This window comes from Cellvibrio sp. 25HG11W-0 (assembly GCF_057815475.1).
In genome coordinates this window covers 532,414-559,008 of sequence record NZ_CM174230.1, presented here as the reverse complement: position 1 = coordinate 559,008, position 26,595 = coordinate 532,414, and the positions used below count along the sequence as shown (strand labels likewise).

The 26,595-nt window shown below is 51.5% G+C and carries 23 protein-coding genes and 1 tRNA gene; 10 read left to right on the top strand and 14 right to left on the bottom strand.

Translation table 11 applies throughout. The features are described from left to right. Positions 1-34: 34 nt before the first annotated feature. Positions 35-1,624 carry an ABC-F family ATPase gene (locus AC0KUT_RS02455; RefSeq protein ID WP_488833257.1) on the bottom strand — a complete coding sequence of 530 codons (1,590 nt, stop codon included), beginning with the start codon at positions 1,622-1,624 and terminating at the stop codon, positions 35-37. Positions 1,625-1,892: 268 nt separating this feature from the next. Between AC0KUT_RS02455 and AC0KUT_RS02450 the strand changes: the two genes are divergently transcribed. Next, complete coding sequence (locus tag AC0KUT_RS02450; RefSeq protein ID WP_488833255.1) at positions 1,893-4,064, top strand: TonB-dependent receptor; 2,172 nt, start codon at positions 1,893-1,895, stop codon at positions 4,062-4,064. A gap of 38 nt (positions 4,065-4,102) precedes the next feature. Here AC0KUT_RS02450 and AC0KUT_RS02445 read toward each other — a convergent pair whose 3' ends face one another. The 13 genes from AC0KUT_RS02445 to hemA all read right to left on the bottom strand — a co-directional run bounded on the left by AC0KUT_RS02445 (position 4,103) and on the right by hemA (position 18,177). Beyond that, positions 4,103-5,392, bottom strand: a complete 1,290-nt coding sequence (locus AC0KUT_RS02445) for a glycosyltransferase (RefSeq protein WP_488833254.1) — start codon at positions 5,390-5,392, stop codon at positions 4,103-4,105. Continuing rightward, the gene (locus AC0KUT_RS02440; protein ID WP_488833253.1) at positions 5,392-6,651 is read right to left on the bottom strand and encodes a TIGR03862 family flavoprotein; all 1,260 of its coding nucleotides are present in this window, start codon (positions 6,649-6,651) and stop codon (positions 5,392-5,394) included. Before AC0KUT_RS02440 ends, AC0KUT_RS02445 begins: the two co-directional genes overlap by 1 nt. 53 nt (positions 6,652-6,704) lie before the next feature. Then, positions 6,705-8,693, bottom strand: a complete 1,989-nt coding sequence (locus tag AC0KUT_RS02435) for a sialate O-acetylesterase (RefSeq protein ID WP_488833251.1) — start codon at positions 8,691-8,693, stop codon at positions 6,705-6,707. 84 nt (positions 8,694-8,777) lie between these two features. Continuing rightward, a complete protein-coding gene (locus AC0KUT_RS02430) occupies positions 8,778-9,233 on the bottom strand; it encodes a RidA family protein (protein ID WP_488833250.1) in 456 nt (151 codons plus the stop codon). A gap of 295 nt (positions 9,234-9,528) precedes the next feature. After that, a complete protein-coding gene (locus AC0KUT_RS02425) occupies positions 9,529-10,398 on the bottom strand; it encodes a lysozyme inhibitor LprI family protein (protein WP_488833249.1) in 870 nt (289 codons plus the stop codon). A gap of 155 nt (positions 10,399-10,553) precedes the next feature. Continuing rightward, on the bottom strand, positions 10,554-10,919 hold the full coding sequence (locus AC0KUT_RS02420) for a TIGR03067 domain-containing protein (protein ID WP_488833247.1): 366 nt from the start codon (positions 10,917-10,919) through the stop codon (positions 10,554-10,556). Positions 10,920-10,965: 46 nt separating this feature from the next. Continuing rightward, the gene (locus AC0KUT_RS02415) at positions 10,966-12,231 is read right to left on the bottom strand and encodes a M48 family metallopeptidase (protein ID WP_488833245.1); all 1,266 of its coding nucleotides are present in this window, start codon (positions 12,229-12,231) and stop codon (positions 10,966-10,968) included. Between the two features lie 20 nt (positions 12,232-12,251). Further along, positions 12,252-13,682: a YjgN family protein gene (locus AC0KUT_RS02410; protein WP_488833243.1), complete on the bottom strand. Its 1,431-nt coding sequence runs from the start codon at positions 13,680-13,682 to the stop codon at positions 12,252-12,254. Between the two features lie 174 nt (positions 13,683-13,856). Further along, positions 13,857-14,600: a HesA/MoeB/ThiF family protein gene (locus tag AC0KUT_RS02405; RefSeq protein ID WP_488833241.1), complete on the bottom strand. Its 744-nt coding sequence runs from the start codon at positions 14,598-14,600 to the stop codon at positions 13,857-13,859. Then, positions 14,600-15,454, bottom strand: a complete 855-nt coding sequence (gene prmC / locus AC0KUT_RS02400) for a peptide chain release factor N(5)-glutamine methyltransferase (RefSeq protein WP_488833240.1) — start codon at positions 15,452-15,454, stop codon at positions 14,600-14,602. Before prmC ends, AC0KUT_RS02405 begins: the two co-directional genes overlap by 1 nt. After that, positions 15,451-15,786, bottom strand: a complete 336-nt coding sequence (locus AC0KUT_RS02395; protein ID WP_488833238.1) for an antibiotic biosynthesis monooxygenase — start codon at positions 15,784-15,786, stop codon at positions 15,451-15,453. Before AC0KUT_RS02395 ends, prmC begins: the two co-directional genes overlap by 4 nt. A 19-nt stretch (positions 15,787-15,805) precedes the next feature. After that, positions 15,806-16,888 carry a peptide chain release factor 1 gene (prfA, locus tag AC0KUT_RS02390; protein WP_488833236.1) on the bottom strand — a complete coding sequence of 361 codons (1,083 nt, stop codon included), beginning with the start codon at positions 16,886-16,888 and terminating at the stop codon, positions 15,806-15,808. Next, entirely contained in the window at positions 16,888-18,177 is a 1,290-nt protein-coding gene (gene hemA, locus AC0KUT_RS02385) for a glutamyl-tRNA reductase (protein ID WP_488833234.1), read from the bottom strand. The genes prfA and hemA overlap by 1 nt, the downstream gene beginning before the upstream one ends. 175 nt (positions 18,178-18,352) lie before the next feature. Here hemA and AC0KUT_RS02380 point away from each other — a divergent pair, with 175 nt between their 5' ends. The 9 genes from AC0KUT_RS02380 (at position 18,353) to ychF (ending at position 26,556) form a co-directional block, all read left to right on the top strand. Next, positions 18,353-19,006 carry a 3'-5' exonuclease gene (locus tag AC0KUT_RS02380; RefSeq protein WP_488833233.1) on the top strand — a complete coding sequence of 218 codons (654 nt, stop codon included), beginning with the start codon at positions 18,353-18,355 and terminating at the stop codon, positions 19,004-19,006. Between the two features lie 151 nt (positions 19,007-19,157). After that, positions 19,158-20,966 (top strand): tetratricopeptide repeat protein, encoded by a 1,809-nt coding sequence (locus AC0KUT_RS02375; RefSeq protein WP_488835821.1) that lies wholly within the window; start codon positions 19,158-19,160, stop codon positions 20,964-20,966. Further along, on the top strand, positions 20,963-21,616 hold the full coding sequence (lolB, locus tag AC0KUT_RS02370) for a lipoprotein insertase outer membrane protein LolB (RefSeq protein WP_488833232.1): 654 nt from the start codon (positions 20,963-20,965) through the stop codon (positions 21,614-21,616). The genes AC0KUT_RS02375 and lolB overlap by 4 nt, the downstream gene beginning before the upstream one ends. Beyond that, positions 21,613-22,497: a 4-(cytidine 5'-diphospho)-2-C-methyl-D-erythritol kinase gene (ispE, locus tag AC0KUT_RS02365; RefSeq protein ID WP_488833230.1), complete on the top strand. Its 885-nt coding sequence runs from the start codon at positions 21,613-21,615 to the stop codon at positions 22,495-22,497. The genes lolB and ispE overlap by 4 nt, the downstream gene beginning before the upstream one ends. 12 nt (positions 22,498-22,509) lie before the next feature. Next, positions 22,510-22,584, top strand: a tRNA-Gln gene (locus AC0KUT_RS02360). 243 nt (positions 22,585-22,827) lie between these two features. Then, a complete protein-coding gene (locus AC0KUT_RS02355) occupies positions 22,828-23,757 on the top strand; it encodes a ribose-phosphate pyrophosphokinase (RefSeq protein ID WP_488835819.1) in 930 nt (309 codons plus the stop codon). Positions 23,758-23,868: 111 nt separating this feature from the next. Further along, positions 23,869-24,492, top strand: coding sequence for a 50S ribosomal protein L25/general stress protein Ctc (locus AC0KUT_RS02350; protein ID WP_488833229.1), 624 nt, complete (start codon positions 23,869-23,871; stop codon positions 24,490-24,492). A gap of 248 nt (positions 24,493-24,740) precedes the next feature. Then, entirely contained in the window at positions 24,741-25,340 is a 600-nt protein-coding gene (gene pth / locus AC0KUT_RS02345) for an aminoacyl-tRNA hydrolase (RefSeq protein ID WP_488833228.1), read from the top strand. A gap of 124 nt (positions 25,341-25,464) precedes the next feature. Beyond that, entirely contained in the window at positions 25,465-26,556 is a 1,092-nt protein-coding gene (gene ychF, locus AC0KUT_RS02340; RefSeq protein ID WP_488833226.1) for a redox-regulated ATPase YchF, read from the top strand. Positions 26,557-26,595: the final 39 nt, after the last annotated feature.

The following is a 26,595-nucleotide window of genomic DNA, read 5'->3' as shown; positions in this document are numbered from 1 at the left end:
GTCTTGGCTTTTTTATTATCGCGTGAGCGATCACCTAGTAGCTTTCGATACCCTGACTGCGCAAATACTCTTCGTAGTTGCCGTGGAAGTCGATCAAACCACTCGGCTGCATATCGATCACACGGGTTGCCAACGAGGATACAAACTCGCGGTCATGGCTGACAAAAATCAAGGTGCCGGGGTAGTTTTCCAGCGCAAGGTTGAGCGCCTCAATGGATTCCATATCCAAGTGGTTGGTCGGCTCATCCATCAACATGACATTGGGGTTGATCAGGCTTAGCTTGCCGAACAACATACGCCCCTGCTCACCGCCGGAAATCACCTTCACCGATTTTTTTACGTCATCGTTGGAGAACAGCATACGACCGAGAGCGCCGCGCACCAATTGCTCATCGCCCTTAGTCCACTGCTTCATCCAGTCGAACAGGTTGCTGTCATCGTTAAAGTCTTCGGTGTGATCCTGACCAAAGTAGCCAATCTCTGCTTGTTCAGCCCACTTTATGGTGCCAGCATCGACAGCCAAATCGCCATAAATACAGCGCAACAAAGTGGTTTTACCGGCGCCGTTAGGGCCAATAATCGCAATGCGCTCACCTGCCTCAACCTGCATGTTCAGGCCTTTAAACAGGGTGCGATCAAAACCCTTGCTCACCTCTTCCAAGGTCACCGCCTGACGGTGCAGCTTTTTGTTTTGGGTAAAGCGAATATAGGGGCTGACACGGCTCGAAGGCTTAACGTCATCCAATTGAATCTTGTCGATTTGCTTGGCGCGCGAGGTCGCCTGCTTGGCTTTAGAGGCGTTGGCCGAAAAGCGGCTCACGAAGGTTTGCAGCTCGGCAATTTGTGCTTTCTTCTTGGCGTTCTCACCCAGTAAACGCTCGCGCGCCTGAGTCGATGCGATCATGTAGTCGTCGTAGTTGCCCGGGTATACACGCAGCTCGCCGTAATCCAAATCTGCCATATGGGTACACACAGAATTCAAAAAGTGACGATCATGGGAAATGATTATGATGGTGGAGTTGCGCTGGGTGAGCATGCCTTCCAACCAGCGAATGGTGTTGATATCGAGGTTGTTGGTCGGTTCGTCGAGCAGCAGCACTTCTGGGTCAGAAAACAATGCCTGCGCCAAGAGCACACGCAGCTTCCAGCCCGGCGCCACCGCGCTCATCAAACCAAAATGCTGCTCAACGGGAATATCCAAACCCAGCAACAGCTCACCGGCGCGCGCCTCGGCGGTGTAGCCGTCCATTTCGGCGAACTCTACTTCTAACTCAGCCACCGCCATGCCGTCAGCTTCCGTCATGTCAGGCAAGCTGTAAATACGGTCGCGCTCGGCCTTAACACGCCACAATTCGGTATGGCCCATGATCACGGTGTCGATAACCGTAAACTCTTCGAAGGCAAACTGATCCTGCTTCAACTTACCCAAACGCACGTTAGGTTCGAGCATTACCTGCCCCGCCGACTGCTCCAAATCGCCGCCAAGAATTTTCATAAAGGTGGATTTACCGCAGCCATTGGCACCAATTAAGCCGTAGCGATTGCCGTTGTTAAACTTGACGGAGACGTTTTCAAAAAGCGGCTTGGCACCAAATTGCATGGTGATATTAGCGGTAGAAATCACAATAAATTCTCAGGTAATGGGCAGAAACAGAAAAATAAGGGCAGAAAAAGCGCGGCAGTTTAACGAATTTTGCCCTGTTTAGATAACCTTAATTGCCTTTTTTCCGGTAATTCGCTGCAACTTTTTAGGGCAAGCAAGCACTGAGCGCGCAGACTGCAACAGAAAAAAGCTCGCCGCCGTGCAATGAACTACACTTTTGACACACCTATAAATCGGCTAAGACGGGTAGCACTTCACCGCTAACGACTATGGCAGGGAAACCAACTCCATGACCATCAACACAAGATATTTAGCGTGGCTCATTCTTTTCTACGCGAGCCTATCAAACCCTGTATTGGCAGAACCCGAACTCCTCGATCTATCGCTCGAGGAATTAATGCAGGTCAAACTCACGGCCCAGAAGCGCGAACAGTCGTGGTTTGAAATCCCCCTCAGCGTCGATGTCTATGACGGACGCCAATTGCGCGAGAACAACATCCACCAGTTGCGCGAGCTAGCACAAGCTGCCCCAGGGCTGATCTACGGGCGCATAGGCAGCACCCTCAACCTCTATATTCGCGGTATAGGTAGCGACTTACTGAGTATCGCCGCCGACTCGAGCACCGCCGTGTATATGGATGATGTCTACTTAGCGCGGCCAGAAATGGCGCTCATGCACTTCTGGGACACCGACCGCGTAGAACTATTAAAAGGCCCGCAAGGGGCGCTCTATGGCCGCAACGCCACCAGCGGTGCAATCAATGTCATTCGCAACCGCGCAAACTTCGAGCAAACTGATGGCTATGCACGAATCAATGCCGGGAGCTTTAACAATCGCCAGCTAGAGGCCGCTATTGGCGGACCCATTAATGATTCACTGGCCGTGCGCGCCAGCGTCTTTGCCATCAGCGATGACGGCTACACCCAAGACCTCGATCCAGCAGGCGGTACGCATATCGACAATACCCAGGTTGGCGCTGGCCGAGTGGAATTACGCTGGCGCTTAGGTGAGCGCTGGGAGACCAGCCTGACCGCCATGCGCTATCGCAACAACAACGACGGCCCAAGCGTTAAGCCCAGCGACGACAAAGGGTTAGCGCAAGCGCTGGGCGCTCGGCCGATCGTCGACTTACATCAGGTAGCCAACAACCTGACCAGCTACAGCAATTTCGACAGCAAAAACCTCAACTGGCATTGGCAATGGCGCGGTGAACGCAGTGAGTTTTTAAGTATTAGCGCTCTCCACAGTCTCGATACTAGCTATCACTACAATACCGATGGCACCGAAATAGCCGTGAGCGAAGCCCAAATTGCTTTGCGACTGGATCAGCGCAGCCAAGAGTTTCGCTGGCTGTCCACGGCCGACAGCGACTGGCAGTGGCTCGTCGGCGCCACCTGGCTGGAGGAAACGCCAGAGTTGGATTTGGGGCTAATTCGCCATCTGCAGGCAACCTCTACGGTGATAGATGCATACGCGAAAACGAAGGCCTGGGGCGTTTATGGTGAACTAAGCTGGCGCTTCAAACCCGCCTGGCAACTAAAGCTAGGGCTGCGCAATACCAATGAAAGCCGCGATGGCGGCAATCAACTCTGGAGTACCCATGATCTTAGTGGATTGGATTCAACCAGACAGCAGGCAACCGCCATAGGCAATTCGCGACACAATGACAATTTTGAGCACTTGTCTCCGCAGCTAGTGCTCAGCTATACACCAACACTCAAAGATGCCCAAGGGCTGTGGTATCTCAGCGCCACCGAAGGCTACAAGTCAGGTGGCGCCAACTCACTCACCACCGGCCCCGCGTTTGACCCAGAAGAAGTACTCAGTATTGAAAGCGGCTATAAAGTCAGCCACAAGCACTATCAGTGGCAACTCGCACTCTTTAACTATGACTACCGCGACCTGCAGGTAGTGAGCTATGAAAAAGGGATCACAGCGATTACCAATGCCACCTCGGCAAGCATTCACGGGCTTGATGCTCAGCTGCGTAAAACGCTCACGCCCCATTGGAGCTGGCAAGTTGGGGCCACATTACTTAATGCCCATTACGATCGGTTCATCACCTCAGAAGCTGGCGCGGCGCGCGATGTATCCGGCAACCCTATGCCCTATGCGCCCGACTGGGATTTGAATCAATCCCTGAATTATCAAGTCCCCATTGCTCAAGGAAATGTCTCGGCTTCAGTCCAGCATCACTATCAAAGTAAAACCTACTTCAATCAATTTGCCGATGAAGACGTCGCAACAGCTGCGCAGCATATTTTCAACCTCAATGTACTTTGGCGTATTGATACACAGTGGAGTTTGGGCGCCTCTATCTACAATCTTACCGATCGCGATTACTTCCAAAATATTGCCCGTTTTTCGACTACCAGCCTTCCCAGCGAGCCCGCGGGCAATGCCATGGGAGTAGCAGCGCCAGGGCGTCAGTGGTTGATTAATCTCAACTACCAATACTAGTCACAGCATCTAGTGCTGGCGGTTGCGCTTTACGATGATTACTTATGTTGGTTTTTAGCCTCAATCCACTGCCCCATATATTGCGTACTTTTATGGGAGTGGTGACGCAGCATCTGGCCGATGAAATTTTGCTGCCGCTCTGCATCTAGGCTCTCGCGCAATGAGCGCAATCGGCGCAGCAGCTCGCTGGCAAAATCCACCCGCGCAAACTGGCTGTGCGATATCAAGCTGCCCTGCTGCTGCGCCTGCAACCACAGCGTTTCATCTTGATACAAAGCCACAGCAGCTTGGGCAATATCTTCTGCGCTATTTTTCACTGCACCGCCCCATGGCAGGCCGCCACTCATCCCCTCTGTACCTATGTCAGTGGTCACGCTCGGCGTGCCGCAGTGCATGGCATCCATCAGCTTGCCTTTAATGCCCGCGCCAAAACGCAGCGGCGCCAAACAAACTCGCGCACTGCGCATCACTGTTTGCGCATCTTCCGCCCAACCTTTTACTGAAAACCCTTCTTTGGCATTGTGTAACTGGGTTGCTTTCGGTGGTGGATAGGCGCCGTAAATATGCAGCTCCGCCTGGGGTAATTGCGCGCGAATTAGCGGCCAGAGCTGATGCTTTAACCAAAGCACCGCGTCCCAATTGGGCTCGTGACGAAAGTTACCGATGGAAATAAACGCGCTGCGCTGCTTAAAACCCGGCAGCGTGTCCGGCGCTGAAATATTACGCGCACTTAATAATGGCAAATAAAACAACAGCGGCGCGGGCACAGAAAAATAGCGCTGCAACAATTCCATTTCAAATTCAGAAATCATCAGCGCGAGATCGCAGCGAAAAATTGCCGCAATTTCCCGCTGCGCCATATCATCGCTGCACATCTGCTGATACAGCTCAGGCGCAGAGGCCAACACAGGAGCCACAGATTGACGCAGCTTTTCTGTGGGCTGCAATTTCTGTTCAGCTTTTAACAGTTGCCAACGCGCGTGCCGCAGGCTGTGCAGATCTTCAGTATCTAAAATGCGCAGCGCTTGCGGGCAGTGCTTTTCCACGCGCCAACCAAATTGCTCCTCGGTAAAAAAGCGGTCGAACAATACCAACTCTGGTTGATAAGCCTGCACAAATTCGTCAAAGCTGCTGCAGTTGAGCGCGATGCTTTGCTCGCGCACACCAAGGCTCGTTACATCAAACCGATGCTCAGAGAGTGCCGCCGCCGAGGCGAACACCAACTCCCAACCCTGCGCGATACAAAGCTGAATTAACTCCAACATGCGGCTGCCCGCCGCCGAGGATTTTGGCTCGGGCCAAACGTAGCCAATAAATAACGCGCGCATCAGTTCTGCTCTCGCAAATAATTCACCACACCCTGTCCCGCTGCACGCCCGGTTGCAAAACACGCGGTGAGCAAGTAGCCGCCAGTAGGCGCTTCCCAGTCGAGCATTTCACCCACGCAAAATACGCCAGGTAATTTATGTAGCATCAAGTCAGCGGTTAATTCGTCAAAAGCCACTCCACCTGCGGTACTAATGGCTTCATCAAGCGGGCGCGTTGCAGTTAAGGTTAGGGGTAAGGCTTTAAGTTTTTTTATCAGTTGCTCAGTAGTTTCAAACTCGGCTTTGCTCAGGCATTCCCGTAAAAGCGCCATTTTTACCGGTGGGAGATTGAGCTGTTTACGTAAAAAGTTGCTGAGAGAATTTTTACCGCGCGGTTTGCTTAACAGTTGGCGGATTTTTTCGGCAGCAAAGTCGGGCAACAAATCCAATGTGAGCGTCGCACTGCCGCGCGCAAGTATCTGTTCGCGCAATAACGCTGAGAGCGCATAGACCGCACTGCCTTCAATGCCCTGCGCGGTGATGATCGCCTCACCGCGCAGCGCTTGATTGTGCCCAATTTGATCCTGCGCCGAAAACACCACGGCGGATAGCTGCGCACCGGCATGAGTCGCGCGCATTAGCTCGCTCCAATTACATTCAAAGCCGCAGTTGCTGGGCAAAAGTGTATTCACTTGAATGCCATGCGCGGCTAACAACGGCAGCCAAGCACCATTGGAACCCAACCGCTGCCAACTGGCACCGCCCAAGGCGAGCACACAGGCGCGGGCCTGTAGTTGTACTATTTCTCCGGCGGGGTTTTGTATTTGCAGGGCACCATCTTCCGCCCAACCTAACCAGCGGTGGCGCGGGTGAATTTTTACGCCCAAGTCGCGCAGGCGATGCAACCAAGCGCGCAACAGCGGCGCCGCTTTCATATCCGTTGGAAATACGCGCCCCGAGCTACCCACAAACGTATCTAGCCCTAAACCCTGCACCCAAGCGCGCAGTGCAACGGCGTCAAAGGTTTCTATAAAGGGCGCGAGCGAGCTGCTGGCCTGAGCATAGCGAGCAAGGAATTTATCGGCAGCTTCAGCGTGGGTAATGTTCATACCGCCGACACCGGCAAGTAAAAACTTTCGACCTACCGAGGGCATAGCATCGTAGAGATCAACAGCAAAACCCGCGCGCGCGATCACCTCCGCCGCCATAAGGCCAGCAGGGCCGCCGCCAACAATAGCGATGTTCAGTGAGTTAATAGTTTGCGGAGAAGATGAATTCAAGAGAGCACCGGTGCGAGAAAATTACCCGCACCGGTGAAAAAGCAGCGTCAAGCTTAGTGAGCGACTTGAGCCTCAAACGGCGATGCGGGCAGACCGGCGCTATTATACAGATTTGCACCTGCAGGGTTGTCCGCCCAGCCGTATCTTACCCAGCGCGGCTCGCTCACGCCTTCGGCACTCAAGCTTAACAGGTCTTTTTTAACGGTCGCCGTAGCCCATACAAACTTTTTATCGGCGCCCGCAATAGCCACTTCTTTTAGGCTATCGCCATGCACAGCCAAGCCTTTACCTACGTCGGTGAATTTCACCAACAGCTGATTACCTTTGGCTTTAACCGATTTAACCCGCGGCCCCGAGGCGAGCAACGATTTTTTACCGTAGGCCAACTTCAAGGCACCCAACGCCAAACGCTCACCTACATCTTGCTTGTTGAGCGGGTGAATATCATTCCACTCGCCGATGTCGATAATCACCGCCAGCGCCGTATTTTTCACCGCGAGCGTTTTGCGTTGCGCTTCGCGCAATTCGGCCCAAGCGCTATCGCCCGGCTCGGTTTTGGCGGGCAGGAAATTAGCCAGCTGCACCATCAAGAAAGGGAAGTCGCCCTGCTTAAACTGCACACGCCAATCAGCAATCATATCCGCCATGATGGTTTTATATTCCTCAGCGCGGCCCACGTTGGATTCGCCTTGATACCAAAGCGCGCCCTTGATGCCCATAAAAAAGGCGGGCGCCAACTTGGCGTTATAGAGTGCTGCGGGCAAATAATGCAGCGTCGTGGTAGGTTCCATAGCACCGGCGCGCGCGGCGATTTGGTAGCGCCAGTCACCGGCAAGTTGAATTTCTTCGTCGCCCAAATCTAACGCGTAGCGCTTCTCGCTCACGAAGCCTGGGTTGCCGGTATAGCTGGTAATGCGAATGCTGATACTGTTCTCACCCGCTTTTAAAACATTTGCCGGCAACGCATAAATGCGCGGTGGATATTGATAATAGGTTTGTCCGACTTGCGTTCCATTCACAAACACTTGGTCGCCATCGACAATAACACCCATCCACAAAGTCGCGGCTTTTTTCGCCTGAGCTTCGGTCAAATTAAACGTCTTGCGCACCCAAAAAGCACCGTTAACCAAATCAATGCCCTGCTTCTGTAAAAAGCCAGGCACTTGCAAGGTTTTCCAATCATCGGTGGTGAGCGTGGCTTGCGACCACTGCTTTTTAAAGCCTATATCTGCCGCGCCCAAATCGCTAAACCACTTATCGCCATTGGCTTTTTCTTTAGCGATGAGCGCGTCTACATAGGCATCATCTTTGAAGGGTTTTAACTTTTCCAAATACTTTGGGTAGTTTTTAAGCGTGGCTTCACTCACCCATGCCTCAGCGGGCGAGCCGCCCACGGGAATCATAATCATGCCCACTGGCACCTTGGTTTCTGCATAAATTTTTTGCGCAAAGAAAAAACCCACCGCGGAAAAGTTAGCGAGATTTTCCGGCGTGGCTGTTTTCCATTCACCCTGGGTGTAATCACTCTGCGGGCCTTTAAAGGAATAAATCACGGGCACATTAAATTCCCGAATGTCGGGCAACTGTGTCGTTTTAATCAAATTCGGGTAGCGCGGCTGAACGCGACGCAGCGGCAGCTCCATATTCGATTGCCCTGCGGCCAACCAAACATCACCGATCAGAATATTTTTCACCGTCAGCTGATTTTTGCCCTTAATGGTCATGGTCAGCGCGCCATTAATGGTCATGGTCAGCGCGCCATTTTTGGCGGCAGACGCCTTAAGTGCGGGGAATTTCAACGCCCAGCGGCCATCTTTAGTTTGGGTTTGCAACTCCTTACCCGCAAAGCTCACCGTCACCTGCTCGCCTTCATCGGCCCAGCCCCACAGGTTAATCGGTTTATCGCGCTGCAACACCAGCCCATCGCTAATCAAGCGCGGCAGGCGCACATCTGCCAGGGAGGGAAGTGCTATCAAACAGCTAACAAGGAGGGAGGTGACAAGAGAGGAACAGCGCAACAGGCGCGAACGGGAATAAAGCATAGTGTTTACCCTAAGGTTAAAGTTATTTTGACCAGAAGAAGTCTAGGCCAGCACGGCAGGCAGGGCAAATAACTTGATGAAACATTACCGAGCGGTTTTTACCGCGATCAACTCAATCTCCAGCAAATGATCGGCACTATAAAGCCGCTCAACTTGCACCCAGGTCGCCGCAGGATAGGCCGTACCATAAAAAACTTTACGTGCAGGTATCTGCTGTTTAAGCACCTCTATGTCGGCCGCGTAAATATTCTCTTTCACAATATTCCCAGCGCCTAACTTAAATTTAGCCAAGATTTCACCCAATTCGTGATAACAGCTAGCGACCGCCGCGGCATAGTCAGCGCCTGCGCAGGCGACACCCGATATGTAAAAAGTATCGCCCACCTGCACCACTTGGCTGTAACCAATATCGGCTTCCCAAGTATTGAGTTGATAACGCGTTACTGCTGTAGGGGGAATAGATTTCGCCGCACTGCAAGCCACCAAACCACAAGCCACGCAACATAAACTCAAAATCACTAACGCATTGACTCGGATCATGAAGCACAACTCCATTTTTAATAGGTTTTCTGAATCTCAGATTTTCCTAAACCCAACTCCGGCGTCACTCGAAGCAACATAAAAGTTCCTGCCCGTTAATTAGGTTATAGAGTCTTAATTCCACAAACCTGAACTAATTCAGCATTGTCGCCATGAATGTAAATATCAAATTTACTTTGTAGATTGCCCCATTCACTGCTGTAAATTTTATTGTCGTAAATAAATAACATGCCATTTCCTAACAATGACAAATAGCTATACTTGTTGTACGAATATTTCTTAATGTTTTCAACGGTTATTTTTTTTCAAAAACATAATAAAATGTTGCATACAAACAACGATCAGGTTTTTGTCCGCTTGTACGTTCGACTGACTCTTTATAAATAATCTCATTTTTACCATCTTTGTCGAAATCAAAATGAGTCACATAAAATTTTGATTTACCGGAATCTATTCTCAACTTAGTATCTCTCCAAACACGCTGATGGCTAGCGGAGCCTATCTCGCTCGCGCGAGCTACCCACAACGCTACAGCCTTAGCCATGACCTTTTCTATTTCCTTTTTATCGGTTATTTCAGCCCATTGAACTGGTTTAAATCGATCAAACTCCGGCAACAACTTACGCTCACAGGTTGGGTACTCCCTATAGTGTGATTTATTCAGCATATCGACAAAAGGCTGACAAATAGGGTAGGAATTCCCCGACATTAACTTAAATGTCAAAGGCAACGTTTGATTTTCAATGCGTTTACTAGCTGGCAGCTGCCAGGCCGATGCCTCAGGCACTGCCGAAGCAGATAATTTGGACGAATTTTTAGCGAATTGATTGGTAACAGCTTTGTTATTCAAAGCCGATATACGACTTTGGTATACTTGGGCAAGACAGCTAGTATCCTTACAACTATTATTTCGCTCTTTAAGCCATACGCGCTGCGCCTGCTTAACGGCTGGCTTGTCCTCTGCACGCTCCATCACCCCTCTATAGGCTTGTGCCAATTGCTCATCTAGCTGTGAAACCTTGGTGTCCGCACAAATCATTTTTTCAATTTTGGTAGATGCCTTTGCACAGTCAAAACTTGCGGCCAGTAAAGGCCATGACATTACTGAAACACCAACTATAGCGATCATATTGATAACTGTTTTTTTCAATGTTGAATAATGCATCCATTTCTCCTTTTGTGATTTTGGCTAAGGCCAAAAAACAAGATATTTATACTTAACAGCAAATCACCCATTAAACCGAATAGTCGCTTTTCGCTTTAAAGTAGAGCGCCTATCTATTAAAGACTGACCAGTTGGGCTTAATTCCCCCTCTCCACCTACGCGTGTTTTAACCGTTCAAACTTACGTATCGTGTGCCCGTTTTTTGGGGAAAATGATGTTGGCCTTGGCATACCTTGGTCTGCCGCACAAAAGGTGAAAGTGTTGGCGGTTAAGGTGTAGATTGAAAGGAATGTTTTGCCTAGATCTGGCCCAATGGTATCCGTCCAGTCGATGTGCGGCAGTGCGTCGTTTTGATTAAGTGTGTACAGGCCTTTCAACAGCAGCTCGCCACTGGATAACCGAACACTAAAATTGCCATTATCAAACTCAGTGACAAGGCCTACGGCGGTTGGATGCTCTGCACAATCTTCATTGAGGTAGGTCTGCGCCCACTGCCCATTTAATCCTTCGCGATCATTCATCTGCAGGCACCTCAACAACTGAACTTATTGGTAACGGCGAAAGCAACTAATCGCGAAATGCTTTTAGGCGTTCCTGAGTGGCTGGGTGCGAGGAAAAATAATCGAGCCATTCCCCATGCTCTGTGTCATTGGCTGTTGCTGCGCTGACGAGGGTTGCGCATTCTTGTGCGCGCGCCTTGACGGCGGCCTGCCAAACTTCTTCGGTGACTGGCGCTTTAGCGTCTGCATCCGCAGTTGATGATTCAGGTGTGATTTTAGTTTTACGCACACTAAGGTCTACATCGACATCCGCATCCGCATCCGCATCCGCATCCGCATCCGCATCCGCATCCGCATCCGCATCCGCATCCGCTAAAAGCATAGTGCAGTGCGCATCTTGCTGTAAGCGCTCCATAAGGTGAATGAAGTGATGACGTTTGATGTGATGTTTGTCGAGGAAGACAAGTGAGTAGCTGTCTGCTTCTCGCTCAAAATCGCGCGAGTAGGACATGGTGGTTAAAATTAATGGTAAGGCTGCCAGTAAATTGCCACTGGTGGAGAGATCGCCCGTGAGCATGGCGACGGCAAAGCTGAGCGCTGAGCCTTGAATCGCCGCGCGCAAACTGTGGCGATATTTAACATGGCCGATTTCGTGCGCCAATACCGCGAGGAGTTCGTCGTCATCTTGTGCGAGGCCGACAATTTCATCGGTGAATACAAGGGTGCCATCCGGTAGCGCAAACGCATTTGCACCTATGTCGCCCCCTTGGCGAAACACGACGCGAATATTTAAGCTGGGGTCTTCTGCGATTGCAGGTGCAAAATGTTCAAGCACCCGCGCCTGTACTGAGGGCGGTAATTGTGTGGGTGAAAAATGGAGCTTATCTAATAGCTGTAGGGTTTCAGTGGCAGCGCGATCCATCACTTGCGCAGGCAGCACCTGGGCAATAAAGCGCGCTGCTGCTGGCACGCCGTATTGCATGGCCGACCAGCTGATCAAGACAACCGCAACCAGTGTCACCAATACAAATTGCAGGTGACTTTCTAGCCGATGGGCCAAGGTGTTAAACACCGAGGGCCTATAGCGTTGGAGCAATTCATCCACCACGTCTTGGCTCGTGGTTTCCAACTTTTCGCCATTGGGAAAATAAATGTAGCGCGGGGTATTACCGACCCGCGCCGAAACTTCTAGGCTATTAAAATGACACTGCAATTGCAGGGACTGATCGGGCTCAGTGTAAACAGAAACTAAACCCTGATCATCAACCCTGAGCACCACCGTGGAGTGCGCGGAGGTGTTTCCATCAAACCAATTACCCTGCAACTGCATCATGACGCTATCCCTAATGATGATTAAATACTGATATCCACATCGAACAAATCATTCACACCTTCACCCAAGGCACCCACTTGTTCTTTTTCTGCTGCGACAAAATCGTTGAGATCGCCCTGCGCAACAAACTGGGTATGAGCCGCTTTATAAGCCGCAATACGCACCTTAGCGAAGGGGATAAATAAACCCAAGGTTAGCAGTATGCACAGCGTGTTCACGAACAACAACAACGCATAAGAACCCACACGCCAATTAGCAGTGAAGCGATGCTGCGCCAAGCCGGTACCATTTAGTTGGATGTTGGCCATGGCAACGATAAAATAGGCGGAGACCGCCAAATAGAAAACCACGTAAAGCAGCATCATAGGTAACATCGCCATTAACGCACCTGCACCTACATTCCCCGCACTTAATGCCGCTATATCGAAGAAACTATAAAGCACGCCCGCAAACACCAGCCCGCCTGCCAGAATAACGCCAATGACCTTGTAATATTCGATTACGTTTACATCAAAATTAAAGGCTGAGCGACCATAGCTGTGATTGGCAATTATGTAGTGTGTTTGCTTTTTCCACGCAAAGGGAAAGAGCAAACCAAGACTGATTATTCCCAACAAAGGCCAGAGAATAAATGCCTTTAACGCCCCAAACAGACTGCCGCTAAAGCGAAAAGAAATATTGCGATAGGATGTGTTGCGCGCATTAAAGCGCAGTGATGCCACCACAATCCACGGCAGCGCAATTAAAAACAACACCGCCAACACCAAGGAAAATACTGGCGACACCTTCGCCAGCACGGTGTAGCCCACAAAAAATGCAAATGCAATTAAGCGCCCTTTAAGAATTTGTAGGGGCTTCGCGGTGTATTCAAAGGTGGTGTTATTGAGATGGGTATTACCGTAAAAATATTGGTGATTGCGCACCTTAGCCCACGCGGAATAAATACCTAGGGTAATAATACTCAGCAGGATATTGACGATCCAGATTTTGAAATACTCAAAACCTTTGCCGGTAAATTCAAAGGGCAATATTTTTTCTGCACGGCTTGAAGTGCCAGTGCCTGCACCTACTTCTGCACCATCTCCTCCTGCACTACTCGCTGCGGCTGCAAATTCCGCCGATGGGCGCATAGAATGAGCAGGTTTAGCTTCAACGTGATCGTTTGCACTGGCGGCTTGAGGTGTAGATATTGGTTGCGGTGCTGACAACGCCTCTGCCGTTGTTTGCGCAACAGCCTCCGCCTGAACGCCTATAGCGGCCAAGCGCGCGACAAACTGATTCGCCGCCAATTCCGTTACATTACTTTTTAACTTGGCTTGCTGAGCGGAAAACAATCTGCTCACCTTGGCTGAATCCAAGGAGAACAGCTGGGCGAACTTCGCCTGAACCTGCTCTACATCAAAGCCCGCGACCACGCCGCGAAACACCACATCAAATTGTACGTCAGACATAAAATCTCCATTTCGTTGTTATTTATTTAATCCTGCAGCCTAAGCCTACTGCAATTCATACCGAAGGAACCTCTGATCAATGTTCCCGAGCGGGGCAAGATTAGCAGCTTGTAAATTTTGACGCCAATAACTTATCCACTAATTGACTTCTAGCAAACGGAGTCAACGTTGAACCTATTTTGGCCCACACACAGAACAGCGCGCATCTTTTGCTAATTTTAATTCGCGCCATTGACCGTGGCGGCCGTCATAGAGCTGCACGCGGCCCGTTAGGCTGGTGCCGAAATCGCAAATTAATTTTATGGTTTCGAGCGCCTGCATTGAACCTATCACCCCCACCAAAGGCGCCAATACACCGTTGGCGGCGCAGCTGAGTTCATCGTCACTTTGCTCATACAGGCAGGCGTAGCAGGGGCTGGTATCGGCGCGCAAATCAAACACGGAAATTTGCCCTTCTAAACGAATTGCGGCGCCCGACACTAAGGGTTTTTTATGCGCGACGCAGGCGGCATTAATAGCAAAGCGAGTTTGAAAATTATCGGTGCAATCCACCACTACACTGGCTGCGGCAACTTGCTGCGCGAGTGCAGCTTCATCCAATAGCGTTTCAATAACACTGATACCAACATCAGGATTTAACGCGCGCAAACTCTGCGCCGCCGATTGCGCTTTGTTAATACCTATGCGCTCCGTTGTGTGCACAATTTGCCGCTGTAAATTACTTAAATCTACTCCATCAAAATCAGCCAAGACTAAATGGCCCACACCGGCGGCGGCTAAATACATGGCGACCGGGGAACCCAAACCGCCCAAACCAATAATCAGCACGCGCGCGGCGAGTAACTTTTCTTGGCCATCGATATCTACATCGGGCAGCATAATGTGGCGCGAGTAGCGCAGCAGTTGATTGTCGTCCATTATTCGCCTCGCCATTGTCCGAGCGTAATGCGCTCGTTGCCGCCGTAATCGCGGCGGGAGTGTACCTGCGTAAAGTGTTGCGCGTTTAAGAGTGCACGCACTGCTTCCCCTTGATCGTAACCATGCTCTAACAACAGATAGCCGCCCGCCGTTAAATAGCGCGGTGCCTGCGCAATAATATGCTCTATATCGGCCATGCCTTTATTGCCCGCAATTAACGCCGAGCGCGGTTCAAAGCGCACATCGCCCTGCTCAAGGTGCGGGTCTTGGGGATCTATATAGGGCGGGTTACTCACAATCACATCAAATTGCTGTGCGGGGATTTGTGCAAACCAATTGCTTTGCTGAACGTGCACATGATCAAAACCCAAGTTCGAGCGATTCTCCTGTGCGAGCGCAACCGCATCCGCTGAAAAATCTACCGCGCGTATTTGCCAATGTTTTTTCTCGCTGGCGATGGCGAGCGCAATCGCGCCCGTACCTGTGCCTAAATCCAAACAGTTGCGCGGCTGAGCTGTATCATCCTGCGCGAACAGTTCCACTACAATTTCAATCATTAATTCAGTATCGGGGCGCGGAATTAAAGTGGAGTTATTAACCTTAAGCGGCAGCGACCAAAACTCGCGCTGCCCGAGAATATGCGCAATCGGCTCACCGGCTTTGCGCCGCGCAAACAGTTGTTGAAATTGCTCAAGCTCGGCGGCGCTTAGGGTTTTATCAGACCAGGTAAAAAGCCAAGTGCGATTTTTTTGCAGTAGATGACAAAGAATTAATTCAAGATCCAAGCGCGGCGAGTCGCTGAGTGTTTGCAACTCCGCGGACTGCTGTAGACATTGTGCGATAGTGCGCGTCATGACGCCGCAGCAGAGAACTGCGCCGTAGGATGCGCTATACCGCCATCGCCATAGGCGCGCAGTACCTGCGCAATAATAACTTGATAGCCATTCAGCCAGTTCGCCTGTGCACGCTTAGCCGCTTGATGCGCGGGGTGCGCAATCAACTGCTGCAGCGCCTCCATGGTTTCCCAATAATATACATTGGAAAACCGCCCCGTTTCGGGATTCTCCCAGGCCTCTTCCCCTAAGTAGCCGGGAATATCTTTGGCAACCTGTGCAATCACCTGATCCAAACGTTGGAATTCTTCGTCGAATTGTTTTTTATCGAACATAAAAGTCGAAGAGTACATAGGCATTCCCTCGCGAAAATTAATCCGCAATTGCGGCTAATTGATCTGCTTGGAATTCATTGGAGAGCGGTTGCACTATGCCGTTCAAATCGCCCTGCATGACTGCATCCAACGAATAAAGGGTGAGGTTAATGCGGTGATCGGTGACGCGGCCTTGGGGATAGTTGTAGGTGCGAATACGCTCAGAGCGATCGCCGCTACCGACCAAACTACGGCGTTCATCGGCCATGGATTTATGGGCGGCGTCTTCTTGCAGTGCCTTTAAACGCGAGGCCAATACACTGAGTGCGCGCGCGCGATTTTTGTGTTGCGAGCGCTCGTCCTGACATTCAACCACCAAGCCGGTAGGCAAATGCACAATACGAATGGCTGAGTCAGTTTTGTTAACGTGTTGACCGCCCGCCCCCGATGAGCGGAAGGTATCAATGCGCAAATCAGCTTTGTTGATGTTAATTTCTTCCATCTCATCCGCTTCGGGCATAACCGCTACCGTGCACGCGGAGGTGTGAATACGGCCTTGAGTTTCGGTGGCAGGCACACGCTGCACCCGATGCGCGCCCGATTCAAATTTCATTTTTGAATAGACGCCCGCCCCGGTTACCAAGGTAATAATTTCTTTAAAGCCGCCATGTTCACCTTCGCTTTGGCTGAGCACTTCTACCCGCCAACCCTGCGACTCGGCGTATTTAGAGTACATGCGAAATAAATCGCCCGAGAAAATCGCCGCTTCATCACCACCGGTGCCGGCGCGAATCTCCAAGTAACAGTTCTTTTCATCGTTGGGGTCTTTCGGCAGCAGCAAGCGCTGTAATTCCAACTGCAAAGGGTCGAGCCGCGCCTGGCAATCTTCCAGCTCTTCTTCCGCCATTTCTTTCATGTCGGCATCGCCGCTGGCGATGAGATGTTTAGCTTCGGCTATATTGCCCAGCAATTGCTGATAGCCGCTGTAGGCCTGAACCACGGGCTCAAGTTCGGCATACTCTTTGGAGAGTTCGCGAAAGCGATTTTGATTGGAAATAATATCCGACTCGGACAAGAGCGCACTGACTTCCTCATAGCGCTCGCGCAGGCGATCCAGTTTTTCTAAAATTGACGCTTTCATTATTGCTCGCTTGAATCATCGCCACTTTGGACGATATCGTTTACAGAAATTTCAAATAATTCTTGCGCCACTTGAATCACATCGTGGCGATTATTGGCGCTGGCTTCTTTTAGCACCTTGGTCGGCGCATGCAGTAGCTTATTGGTGAGGTTGCGCGCTAACTGCTGCATTGCCTGCTCAGGGTTAGCGCCTGTTTGCAGCGCGCGTAAGGCTTTGTTCAATTCGCCATCGCGCAGCGCTTCCGCTTTTTGGCGATAGGCTTTTACCGTGGCGACGGCGTTGAGGGCGCGCTGCTGCCGCATAAATAATTCAACGCCCTGCGCAATAATATCTTCCGCTTGATCCGCTGCTGCTACCCGCGATTTTTTATTTTCATCAATAACCGCGTGCAAATCATCCACGGTATAGAGATACACATCATCTAGCTCGCCCACTTGCTCTTCAATATCGCGCGGTACCGCGATATCCAACATAAACATGGGCTTGTGTTTGCGTTTTTTCAGTGCCGATTCCACCGCGCCTTTCCCCAATAAAGGCAATTGACTGGCGGTGGAGGAAATGACGATGTCGGCGCGATGCAAATACTCAGGAATTTCCGCGAGCAAGATTGCCTCGCCGTTAAATTCGCGCGCTAACCGCTGGGCGCGATCCAAGGTGCGGTTGGCAACAATAATTCCCTTAATGCCCTGCTCAACTAAATGGCGCGCGACCAATTCGATGGTTTCACCCGCACCAATAAGCAGCGCCGTGTCCTGCTTTAAATTGGAAAATATCTGCTGCGCTAAATTTACCGCTGCATAAGCGACCGAAACGGGGTTTTCGCCAATTGCAGTTTCAGTGCGCACACGCTTGGCAATACTGAAAACCTGCTGAAATGTGGCGTGCAGCTCACCCCCAAGGGTGCCCGCTTCACGCGCAGCAGCAAAGGCAGACTTCATTTGGCCCAATATTTGCGGTTCACCTAATACCAGCGAGTCCAAGCCGCCCGCCACCTTCATCATATGGCGCACCGCTTCATGGTCTTGATAGCAGTAGTAACTTTTGGCGAGATCTTCCGCACTAATGGCGGTATGCGCTACCAGCCACGCCTGCAGTGCGGCCACATCGGACTCACTCGCCGCATAAATTTCGGTGCGGTTGCAGGTTGAGAGTATGGCAACTTCCGCGAGGCACGCATGTTCACAGGCCTCACGCAGGGCAGCATCGAGCTGCTCCGGCGCAAAGGCGACCCGCTCGCGCAGGGCAAGAGGGGCAGTGGTGTGATTGATACCAAAAGCGAGCAGCGTCATGAAGATCAGTTATTGGAGGAAAGGGCGGTATTGTCCGGCCCACAGCCGTGCCTGACAAGAGGCAAGGATGATAAAGCTGTAATTTAACCAGGCTATTGATAGCCGCCTTGAGTATATAAGCCGAGCAACTCGCGGCGCGCGCCCTATACTCCAGATTATGACCTAGGATTTTTTCATGCGTAAACCCGAGCGCCCCTGCATTATCGATATAGAAGCTTCCGGCTTTGGCTCCCACAGTTATCCCATCGAAATTGGGGTGATCAACGCCAAGGGCGAACGCTATTGCGCGCTCATAAAACCCGAAGCTGACTGGACTCACTGGAACCCAGAGGCCGAAAAAATTCACGGCATATCCCGCGAGCTGCTTGCCACCTGCGGCCGCCCACCCGCGCAAATCTGCCTTGAACTTAACGCGTTTTTACAGGGCAACAACGCCTATAGCGATGCATGGAGCCACGACAGCCCCTGGCTCAATCGCCTATTTTACGCGGGCCGCATCAAAGCCAACTTTTTCCTGAGCGCCATAGAGCTAATCGCCACTGAAGCGCAGCTCATGCTCTGGGACAAAACCAAAAGCCACTTGGCGAAGAGCCTGAAAATTCAGCGCCATAGAGCCAGTGGCGATGCGTTCCTCATTCAGCAGACCTATATCGCAACCCGCCTAGCGACTACGGTTACCTCTCAGGCTTTCGCCTATATCGATACAGATCTATCCACACCTGCGCACCAGATAACCAGCAACACACCCCAAATCTCAACCTCAAAAGACACTTCTGCACCAGAGAAAACCCTGGATTTGCCCCGCAACCAAGGTCGTCACAAGCATTAGACTGTTATCCGCCTCTCGCCGTGGGTGCCAATTAGCGCTTTTTATCTGTTGCAGCCAAGGGTTATGATGGCAGGCCATTCAACTCGGCAACGCGCACGACCTAACCTCTGCCCAGTTGTTGCAGCATTTAACCTAAGGCCATTATTTGACCATGATCGTTTACCGCTTTCTGTCCGCGCGCAATGCCGCCCTATGGCTAGCGGGCAATACTATCCTCTGGTCGCTAAGCGGTTGCAGTCTTCTTTCGAGCCAACCCGCCACCATAAACTCCCCGCCGCCCAATGTCGCAGCAATTGACGCTGCGGCTGTCATGCCCCCCTCGCCATCAGAGGCGCAAGACGCGGTGCTGTTGAATACAGAAAATTCGCCCTCTAAACCCTTTAGCCCAGATACGCTCTATTCGCTGCTAACAGCCGAAATCGCCGGCAGCCGCGACCACTATGAATTGGCGCTAGACAACTATGTACAGCAGAGCCGCGAAACCCGCGACCCTCAAATCGCCGAGCGCGCCACTCTTATAGCCCGCTATTTGAATAAAACCGATAGCGCATTGGAAACAGCACTCATCTGGCTGGATGCAGCCCCCAATAGCAGCGATGCCTTGAGCAATGTCGCCAATGCTTATTTGCAGTTAGGGCAATTGAACAACGCATTTGCGCTTTCTGTGCGCCTGCAAGACCAAGGCAATGAAGTCCTTTTTCAAAACATTGCAGCCAATGCACACACACTCAAGAAGGATGCGCACGCCCAACTCCTCCAGCAGTTTCAACAGCGCCTCACCACTCACCCTCAAGATGAACAACTATTAGTTGGCAGCGGCTTACTCCTGCAACAAGAGCAGCAATACACCGCCGCCATGACGCTCGCACAGCAGGCGCTCAAGCTACACCCGAAAAGCTTTGGCGCCGCCGCTCTTGAAGCCAATCTGCTCAGCCAACTCGGCCAAAACCAAGAGGCCCTCGACAAGACCGCGCAACTGCTTGAGTCTTACCCCCACAACACTGCGCTGCGCAAAGAGTACGCGCGCATGCTGATGCACACGGATCTCGCCCTTGCCCAGCAACAATTCAGTATTTTGACCTTACAGACACCCAGCGATGGCGACGCGCGCTTTGCCTTGGGCGTTATAGCGCTTGAGCGCGAAGACGTCACCACGGCGCGCGCAGCCTTTGAAGAGCTGCTCAATCAAGACCAACACATCGCCAGCGCCCATTATTATTTGGGTCGCCTCGCCGAGAATAGTGCCGACTCAACCACCGCCATACTCCATTATCTGCAGGTTGACGAAGGCAAAGAACTGCTCCCCGCCACGCACAATCTATTAGATATTTTTATTAGCCAAGGCGACCTACTCAGCGCCGAGCAGCAACTGGAGCGCATGCGCGCCCACTTTCCTGCGCACAGCGAAGCACTCTATTTGCTGCACGCACGAATTCTGCTTCAGCACCAACAAACGCAAGCCGCTGAAGATGTAATGAGCCAGGGATTAGCGACCCACAGCAACAGCAGCGAACTTAGATTCACCCGCGCTATGTACTACTTTGAACGCAAAAAATTTGATGCAGCCGAACAAGACCTGCAATTTATTATTAAGCGCGACCCCGAACACGTAATGGCCCTCAACTCACTTGGCTATCTCCTCGCCGACCAGACTCAGCGCTTTGACGAGGCCGATGCACTACTTACCCGCGCGCTAAAACTCGCCCCCAACGACCCCTCCATTTTGGACTCTATGGGCTGGCTACGCTTTCGCACTGGTGCTTATCCAGAGGCACTCAAATATCTACGCCGAGCCATCGCAGGCACCTCCAACGCTGAAATCAACGCACATCTAGGCGAACTACTCTGGGAAATGGGGCGCAAAGACGAAGCCCGTCAAACTTGGCAGGAGGGGCTAAAACTTAACCCGCGCGACCCCACTTTAGAAGCGACATTACTGCGCCTTAAGGCTGAGCTATGAACCCCATCAACAAGCAAAAGATAATGTATGTAAACACGCCGTTTTATAAGGCACTGCTGTTAGTAGTAGCACTACTTATCGGTGCCTGCGCCCAGCAACCGCGCATTACCCCTCCCGCCAGCCTTATTGCTCACCAGCAACAATTGCAAGCTATTAACAATTGGCAACTTAGCGGTAAATTGGGCTTGCGCGCGCCAAGCCAGAGCGGCAGCACGAGTATTAAATGGTCACAAGAGGCGCAGAATTACGAGATCGATCTAAGCGGCCCCCTCGGCCAAGGGCGCATGCAGATTCACGGCAAACCCAACAAGGTCACCCTTGAGCAAGCAGGCAAGCCACCGCTCAGCGCACGCAATGCCGAAGCACTCATTAAAAAGGCCAGCGGCTGGACTCTACCGGTTCAGCAACTCGCCTTTTGGGTGCGCGGTGCGCCAGACCCACAACTTAACATCACCCAACTTACTCAAAACAATTTGGGTTTAGCCGAGAGCTTCGAGCAGGGCGGCTGGACTATTAGTTACAGCAACTACAAGGATCAACCCCTAGGTCTGGGCAGCTTACCCCTGCCATCCAAAATTATTGCGGAACACCACGACATTCGCCTAACCCTGATTATTCGCAACTGGCAACTAGAAGAAGGTACGCATTGAGCTCATCGATAGAACACCGGGAGCGCAGCGCCTCACACAACAGCCTAGAACTGCTCTCGCCCGCCAAGCTCAACCTGTTTCTACATATCAATGGGCGGCGCGCTGACGGTTATCATCAACTGCAAACCCTGTTTCAACTTTTAGACTACGGTGACTTGATGCGTTTTAGCCTGCGCACAGACAACCGCATTGAACTGCAGCCAGCGCTGCCAGGTGTCGCCTTTGAAGACAACCTCATCACCAGAGCTGCGCGCCTGCTCGAACCCTTCAAAACCCTAGCGGCAGGCGTCGACATCCATCTCGAAAAACGCCTCCCCATGGGCGGCGGTATAGGGGGCGGAAGCAGCAATGCCGCTACCACCTTAGTGGCACTTAACCACCTATGGCAGTGCAAACGCAGTAAAAAACAACTACTCGCGCTCGGTTTACAGCTCGGCGCCGACGTGCCAGTGTTCGTAAATGCCCAAACCGCATGGGCAGAAGGGGTAGGCGAAACACTCCAACCCCTTGAATTAACTGAACAATGGTTCTTAATTGTGCAACCTGACTGCCATGTATCCACTGCTAAAATATTTTCACACAAAGATTTGACAAGAGACACGCCTGCCATTAAAGTGGCGGCCTTCCTTGAGCAGGGTGGTAAAAATGACTGCCAAGCACTGGTGAGAAGGCTCTATCCGCAAGTCGATACAGCGCTCAACATGCTTGAAATGTTAGTACCTCATGCACAGATGACGGGAACAGGCGCATGCATATTTGCAGCGTTTGATAAGGTAGAAGAAGCACATAGCGTGCAGGCGAAATTGCCGAAAGACCTACCGAGTTTTGTAGCTAAAGGTGTCAATCAAACTCCGCTCTACGAACTTCTTCCCAACGACTGAATCAAGATTTACAGGGGCGTCGCCAAGCGGTAAGGCACCAGGTTTTGATCCTGGCATGCGTTGGTTCGAATCCAGCCGCCCCTGCCATATTTCTAGTCATTGTTTAATTATTGCACCCACCTCAGACAATGACCTTATATTCCCCCCATAGCTCTTTCGCCATACGCGCAAATTCCCTGCCCAACCTAAGGGTAAAAACACCTGCTTTGTGCTTAAACGCCTGCACTGCACTGCGCCACACAGCATCAGTATTTACCTATTTAGCACACCTACACCTGGCAATTACACTACACCCGGCTTTTACAAAAGGTATCCGACGTGACTGACTTGATGGTTTTTACCGGCAATGCAAACCCAGATCTCGCTAAGAAAATTGTGGATTATCTGGGCATGCCACTGGGTGATGTGTCTGTGTCACAATTTTCTGATGGCGAAATTGCCATAGAACTCAACGTCAATGTACGCGGTCGCGACGTATTTGTGGTGCAACCCACGTGCGCGCCCACCAATGACAACCTGATGGAATTGATCATCATGGTCGACGCCCTACGTCGCGCATCGGCAGGCCGCATAACCGCAGTAGTGCCCTACTTTGGTTATGCCCGCCAAGACCGCCGCGTACGCTCAGCGCGCGTACCTATTACCGCTAAGGTAGTAGCCGATATGATGGTTGGCGTAGGTGTTGACCGCGTATTAACCGTAGACTTACACGCCGAGCAGATTCAAGGCTTCTTTGATGTCCCCGTTGATAACGTTTACGGCTCGCCAGTACTGCTAGAAGATATTGAACAGCAAAAATTTGAAAACCTGATTGTGGTATCGCCCGACATAGGCGGCGTAGTGCGCGCCCGCGCTGTAGCCAAACAACTCGGTGTTGATTTGGCGATTATCGATAAGCGCCGGCCCCAAGCTGGCGTTGCTGAAGTCATGAATATTATTGGTGAAGTGGAAAACCGCACCTGCTTACTCGTAGATGACATGGTCGACACTGCAGGCACCCTGTGCAATGCCGCTAAAGCGCTTAAAGCCCACGGCGCCAAACGCGTTGTCGCCTACGCCACTCATCCAGTGCTATCGGGTAAAGCCATAGAAAACTTAAACAACTCAGTGTTAGATGAATTGGTCGTTACCGACTCCATCCCCCTGAGCGACGCGGTTAAGGCTTGTGCAAAAGTGCGTCAATTAACCTTATCCAAAATGCTCGGCGAGTGCATGCGCCGCCTGAGCAATGAAGAATCCTTGAGCGCAATGTTTCGCTAAACGCGTAAACATTGCGCTCAAACAACCGCCCAGCCTCGCAAGAGCACACTGGGCATTTAGCAACCTGCTAGGTTCTGGTCGCGGATCTAGCAGAATATTGAGGAAGTACCCATGTCTCAAGAAGACTTTAAAATTGATGCAACAGCCCGTAACGACTTAGGGAAAGGTGCGAGCCGCCGCCTACGCCGTTTGGCTGGCCAAGTTCCCGGCGTAGTTTACGGCGGCAACAAAGACCCAATCAGCATTAGCACTTCACACAATGAATTGCTGAAGCATTTGGAACACGAAGCGTTTTTCTCACACATCATCAGCTTGAATGTTGACGGCGTTGAACAAGACGTAATTCTGAAAGATTTGCAACGTCACCCTTCTAAGCCAGTGGTTTTGCACGCTGACTTTTTGCGTATCGACAAATCTACTCGCTTGACCACTCACGTACCTTTGCACTTCATCAATGAAGCGTTCTCCAAAGGCGTGAAAGTTCAAGGCGGTAAAGTGGTTCATAACTTGACGCAAATCGACGTGTCCTGCTTACCACACAACTTGCCAGCGTTTATTACTGTTGACTTGGCTAACGCTGAAATCGGCACCATCATCCACATTTCTGATCTTAAACTGCCAAGCGGCGTAACCTCGGTTGCTCTGTCTCACGGCGCAGATCACGATTTGGCGGTTGCCACTGTTGTTAAGCCTAAGGGCGCAGCAGCTGACGAAGAAGTTGCAGCAGCAGAGTAATTTTTACTCTCTGACACGCCACTTGGTAGTCGCACATAGTAGTTACAAAAAGGGGCTGGCGTTTATCGCCCGCCCCTTTTTCGTTGCATTCACAGCCCCCTTAAAGATCAATCTACACAACACCTCATATCGAGCCAACCCTATACTGACTGGCCTAGAGTGCGTCAATCAAGGATAATCCCGCCCCCAGCTTAGCATCCAAGGCCTGCCCACAACCGCAGCCCATAACGTAAAGACAGAGGCAACCTGTGACCACCACCCACATTCAATTAATTGTTGGCCTCGGCAATCCCGGCGGCGAATACGAGCGCACTCGGCACAATGCTGGCGCTGATTTTGTCACTGAGCTGGCGTATAAGGCAGGCGCGCAACTCAATGCAGACCCTAAATATTTCGGCCTAACCGCACGCCTAAGCTATGAAGGCCAAGACCTGCGCCTGCTGATTCCCACCACCTACATGAATCGCAGCGGGCAGTCCGTTGGCGCACTGGCCAACTTCTTTAAGATCGACCCCGCCGCCATACTCGTGGCCCACGACGAACTCGACCTAGCGCCCGGCACCGCGCGCTTTAAACAGGGCGGCGGCCACGGCGGCCACAATGGTTTGCGCGACATCATCAGCGCTCTGGGCAACAACCAAAATTTTCCGCGCCTGCGCATCGGCATAGGCCACCCCGGCAGCGCCGCGCAGGTTGCCAATTTTGTACTCAAACGCGCGCCCTCAAGCGAGCAGGAATTGATTGATGACGCCATCCACCGCGCCACTCAGAGCCTGCCAGAGGCAGTAAAAGGCGACTGGAACAGCGCCATGAAAAAGCTCCACACCGAACCCAAGCGCCCCGCCTAAGCAGCTTCGCTCATAAGGCCGATTCGCGCTTGTACAAAAACCACACTTCGTCTAAAGCGCGGGAGCATGTATAATCCCGCCCTTCATTTTTTGACTTACCACTACTCCACTTGGATACAGCATCATGGGTTTTAACTGCGGCATAGTCGGCCTGCCCAACGTCGGCAAATCAACACTGTTCAATGCACTCACTAACGCGGGCATCAGCGCCGAAAACTTTCCCTTCTGCACCATTGAACCCAATGCGGGCATAGTGACAGTGCCGGACCCACGCCAAGACAAGCTGGCCGAAATTGTAAAACCCGAGCGCGTTGTCGCCACTACCATGGAATTTATCGACATCGCCGGAATCGTTGCCGGCGCCTCGCGCGGTGAAGGCTTGGGCAACAAGTTCCTCGCCAACATTCGCGAAACCGACGCCATCGCCCACGTAGTGCGCTGCTTTGACGACGACAATGTGATTCACGTAGCCAACGCGGTAAATCCCGCTGCCGATATCGAAATTATCAATACCGAACTCGCACTTGCTGATTTAGAGGCCGTTGATAAAGCGATTTTTCGCTATGCAAAATCAGCCAAAGGCCAAGACAAACACGCCATGGCGATGAAAGTGGTGCTGGAAAAAATTCAACCGCACTTAAATGAAGCCAAACCACTGCGCTCTTTTGCGCTAGATAAAGACGAATTGGCGCTGCTGAAAGAAATTAACCTGCTCACCCTCAAGCCCACCATGTATATCGCCAACGTCGCGGAAGATGGTTTTGAAAATAATCCACATTTGGATGTGGTGCGCAAAATCGCCGAGGAAGAAAAATCGGTCGTAGTGCCCATCTGCAACAAACTGGAAGCAGACATCGCCGAACTAGAAGGTGAAGACAAACAAGAGTTTCTCGATGAAATGGGCATGGAAGAGCCAGGCCTAAACCGCGTGATTCGCGCCGGTTACCAACTGCTCGGCTTGCAAACCTACTTCACCGCTGGCGTAAAAGAAGTGCGCGCCTGGACCGTTAAAGTAGGCGCCACCGCACCCCAAGCCGCCGGTGTTATCCACACCGACTTCGAAAAAGGCTTCATCCGCGCTGAAACTATCGCCTATGAAGACTTCGTGCAATTCAAAGGCGAGCAAGGCGCAAAAAATGCAGGGAAATCACGCAAAGAAGGGAAAGAATATATTGTGAAAGATGGCGACGTACTGCACTTCCTCTTTAACGTGTAACTGTTACTAAGCCGTTTTAAGCAAACTAAAAAGCCACTA

Coding starts and splice junctions, on each gene's coding strand:
- AC0KUT_RS02450 (WP_488833255.1), top strand. CDS start 1,893: ATGACCATCAACACAAGATATTTAGCGTGGCTCATTCTTTTCTACGCG.
- AC0KUT_RS02445 (WP_488833254.1), bottom strand. CDS start 5,392: ATGCGCGCGTTATTTATTGGCTACGTTTGGCCCGAGCCAAAATCCTCG.
- AC0KUT_RS02435 (WP_488833251.1), bottom strand. CDS start 8,693: ATGCTTTATTCCCGTTCGCGCCTGTTGCGCTGTTCCTCTCTTGTCACC.
- AC0KUT_RS02430 (WP_488833250.1), bottom strand. CDS start 9,233: ATGATCCGAGTCAATGCGTTAGTGATTTTGAGTTTATGTTGCGTGGCT.
- AC0KUT_RS02425 (WP_488833249.1), bottom strand. CDS start 10,398: ATGCATTATTCAACATTGAAAAAAACAGTTATCAATATGATCGCTATA.
- AC0KUT_RS02420 (WP_488833247.1), bottom strand. CDS start 10,919: ATGAATGATCGCGAAGGATTAAATGGGCAGTGGGCGCAGACCTACCTC.
- AC0KUT_RS02415 (WP_488833245.1), bottom strand. CDS start 12,231: ATGATGCAGTTGCAGGGTAATTGGTTTGATGGAAACACCTCCGCGCAC.
- AC0KUT_RS02410 (WP_488833243.1), bottom strand. CDS start 13,682: ATGTCTGACGTACAATTTGATGTGGTGTTTCGCGGCGTGGTCGCGGGC.
- AC0KUT_RS02405 (WP_488833241.1), bottom strand. CDS start 14,600: ATGGACGACAATCAACTGCTGCGCTACTCGCGCCACATTATGCTGCCC.
- prmC (WP_488833240.1), bottom strand. CDS start 15,454: ATGACGCGCACTATCGCACAATGTCTACAGCAGTCCGCGGAGTTGCAA.
- AC0KUT_RS02395 (WP_488833238.1), bottom strand. CDS start 15,786: ATGTACTCTTCGACTTTTATGTTCGATAAAAAACAATTCGACGAAGAA.
- prfA (WP_488833236.1), bottom strand. CDS start 16,888: ATGAAAGCGTCAATTTTAGAAAAACTGGATCGCCTGCGCGAGCGCTAT.
- hemA (WP_488833234.1), bottom strand. CDS start 18,177: ATGACGCTGCTCGCTTTTGGTATCAATCACACCACTGCCCCTCTTGCC.
- AC0KUT_RS02380 (WP_488833233.1), top strand. CDS start 18,353: ATGCGTAAACCCGAGCGCCCCTGCATTATCGATATAGAAGCTTCCGGC.
- AC0KUT_RS02375 (WP_488835821.1), top strand. CDS start 19,158: ATGATCGTTTACCGCTTTCTGTCCGCGCGCAATGCCGCCCTATGGCTA.
- lolB (WP_488833232.1), top strand. CDS start 20,963: ATGAACCCCATCAACAAGCAAAAGATAATGTATGTAAACACGCCGTTT.
- AC0KUT_RS02355 (WP_488835819.1), top strand. CDS start 22,828: ATGGTTTTTACCGGCAATGCAAACCCAGATCTCGCTAAGAAAATTGTG.
- AC0KUT_RS02350 (WP_488833229.1), top strand. CDS start 23,869: ATGTCTCAAGAAGACTTTAAAATTGATGCAACAGCCCGTAACGACTTA.
- ychF (WP_488833226.1), top strand. CDS start 25,465: ATGGGTTTTAACTGCGGCATAGTCGGCCTGCCCAACGTCGGCAAATCA.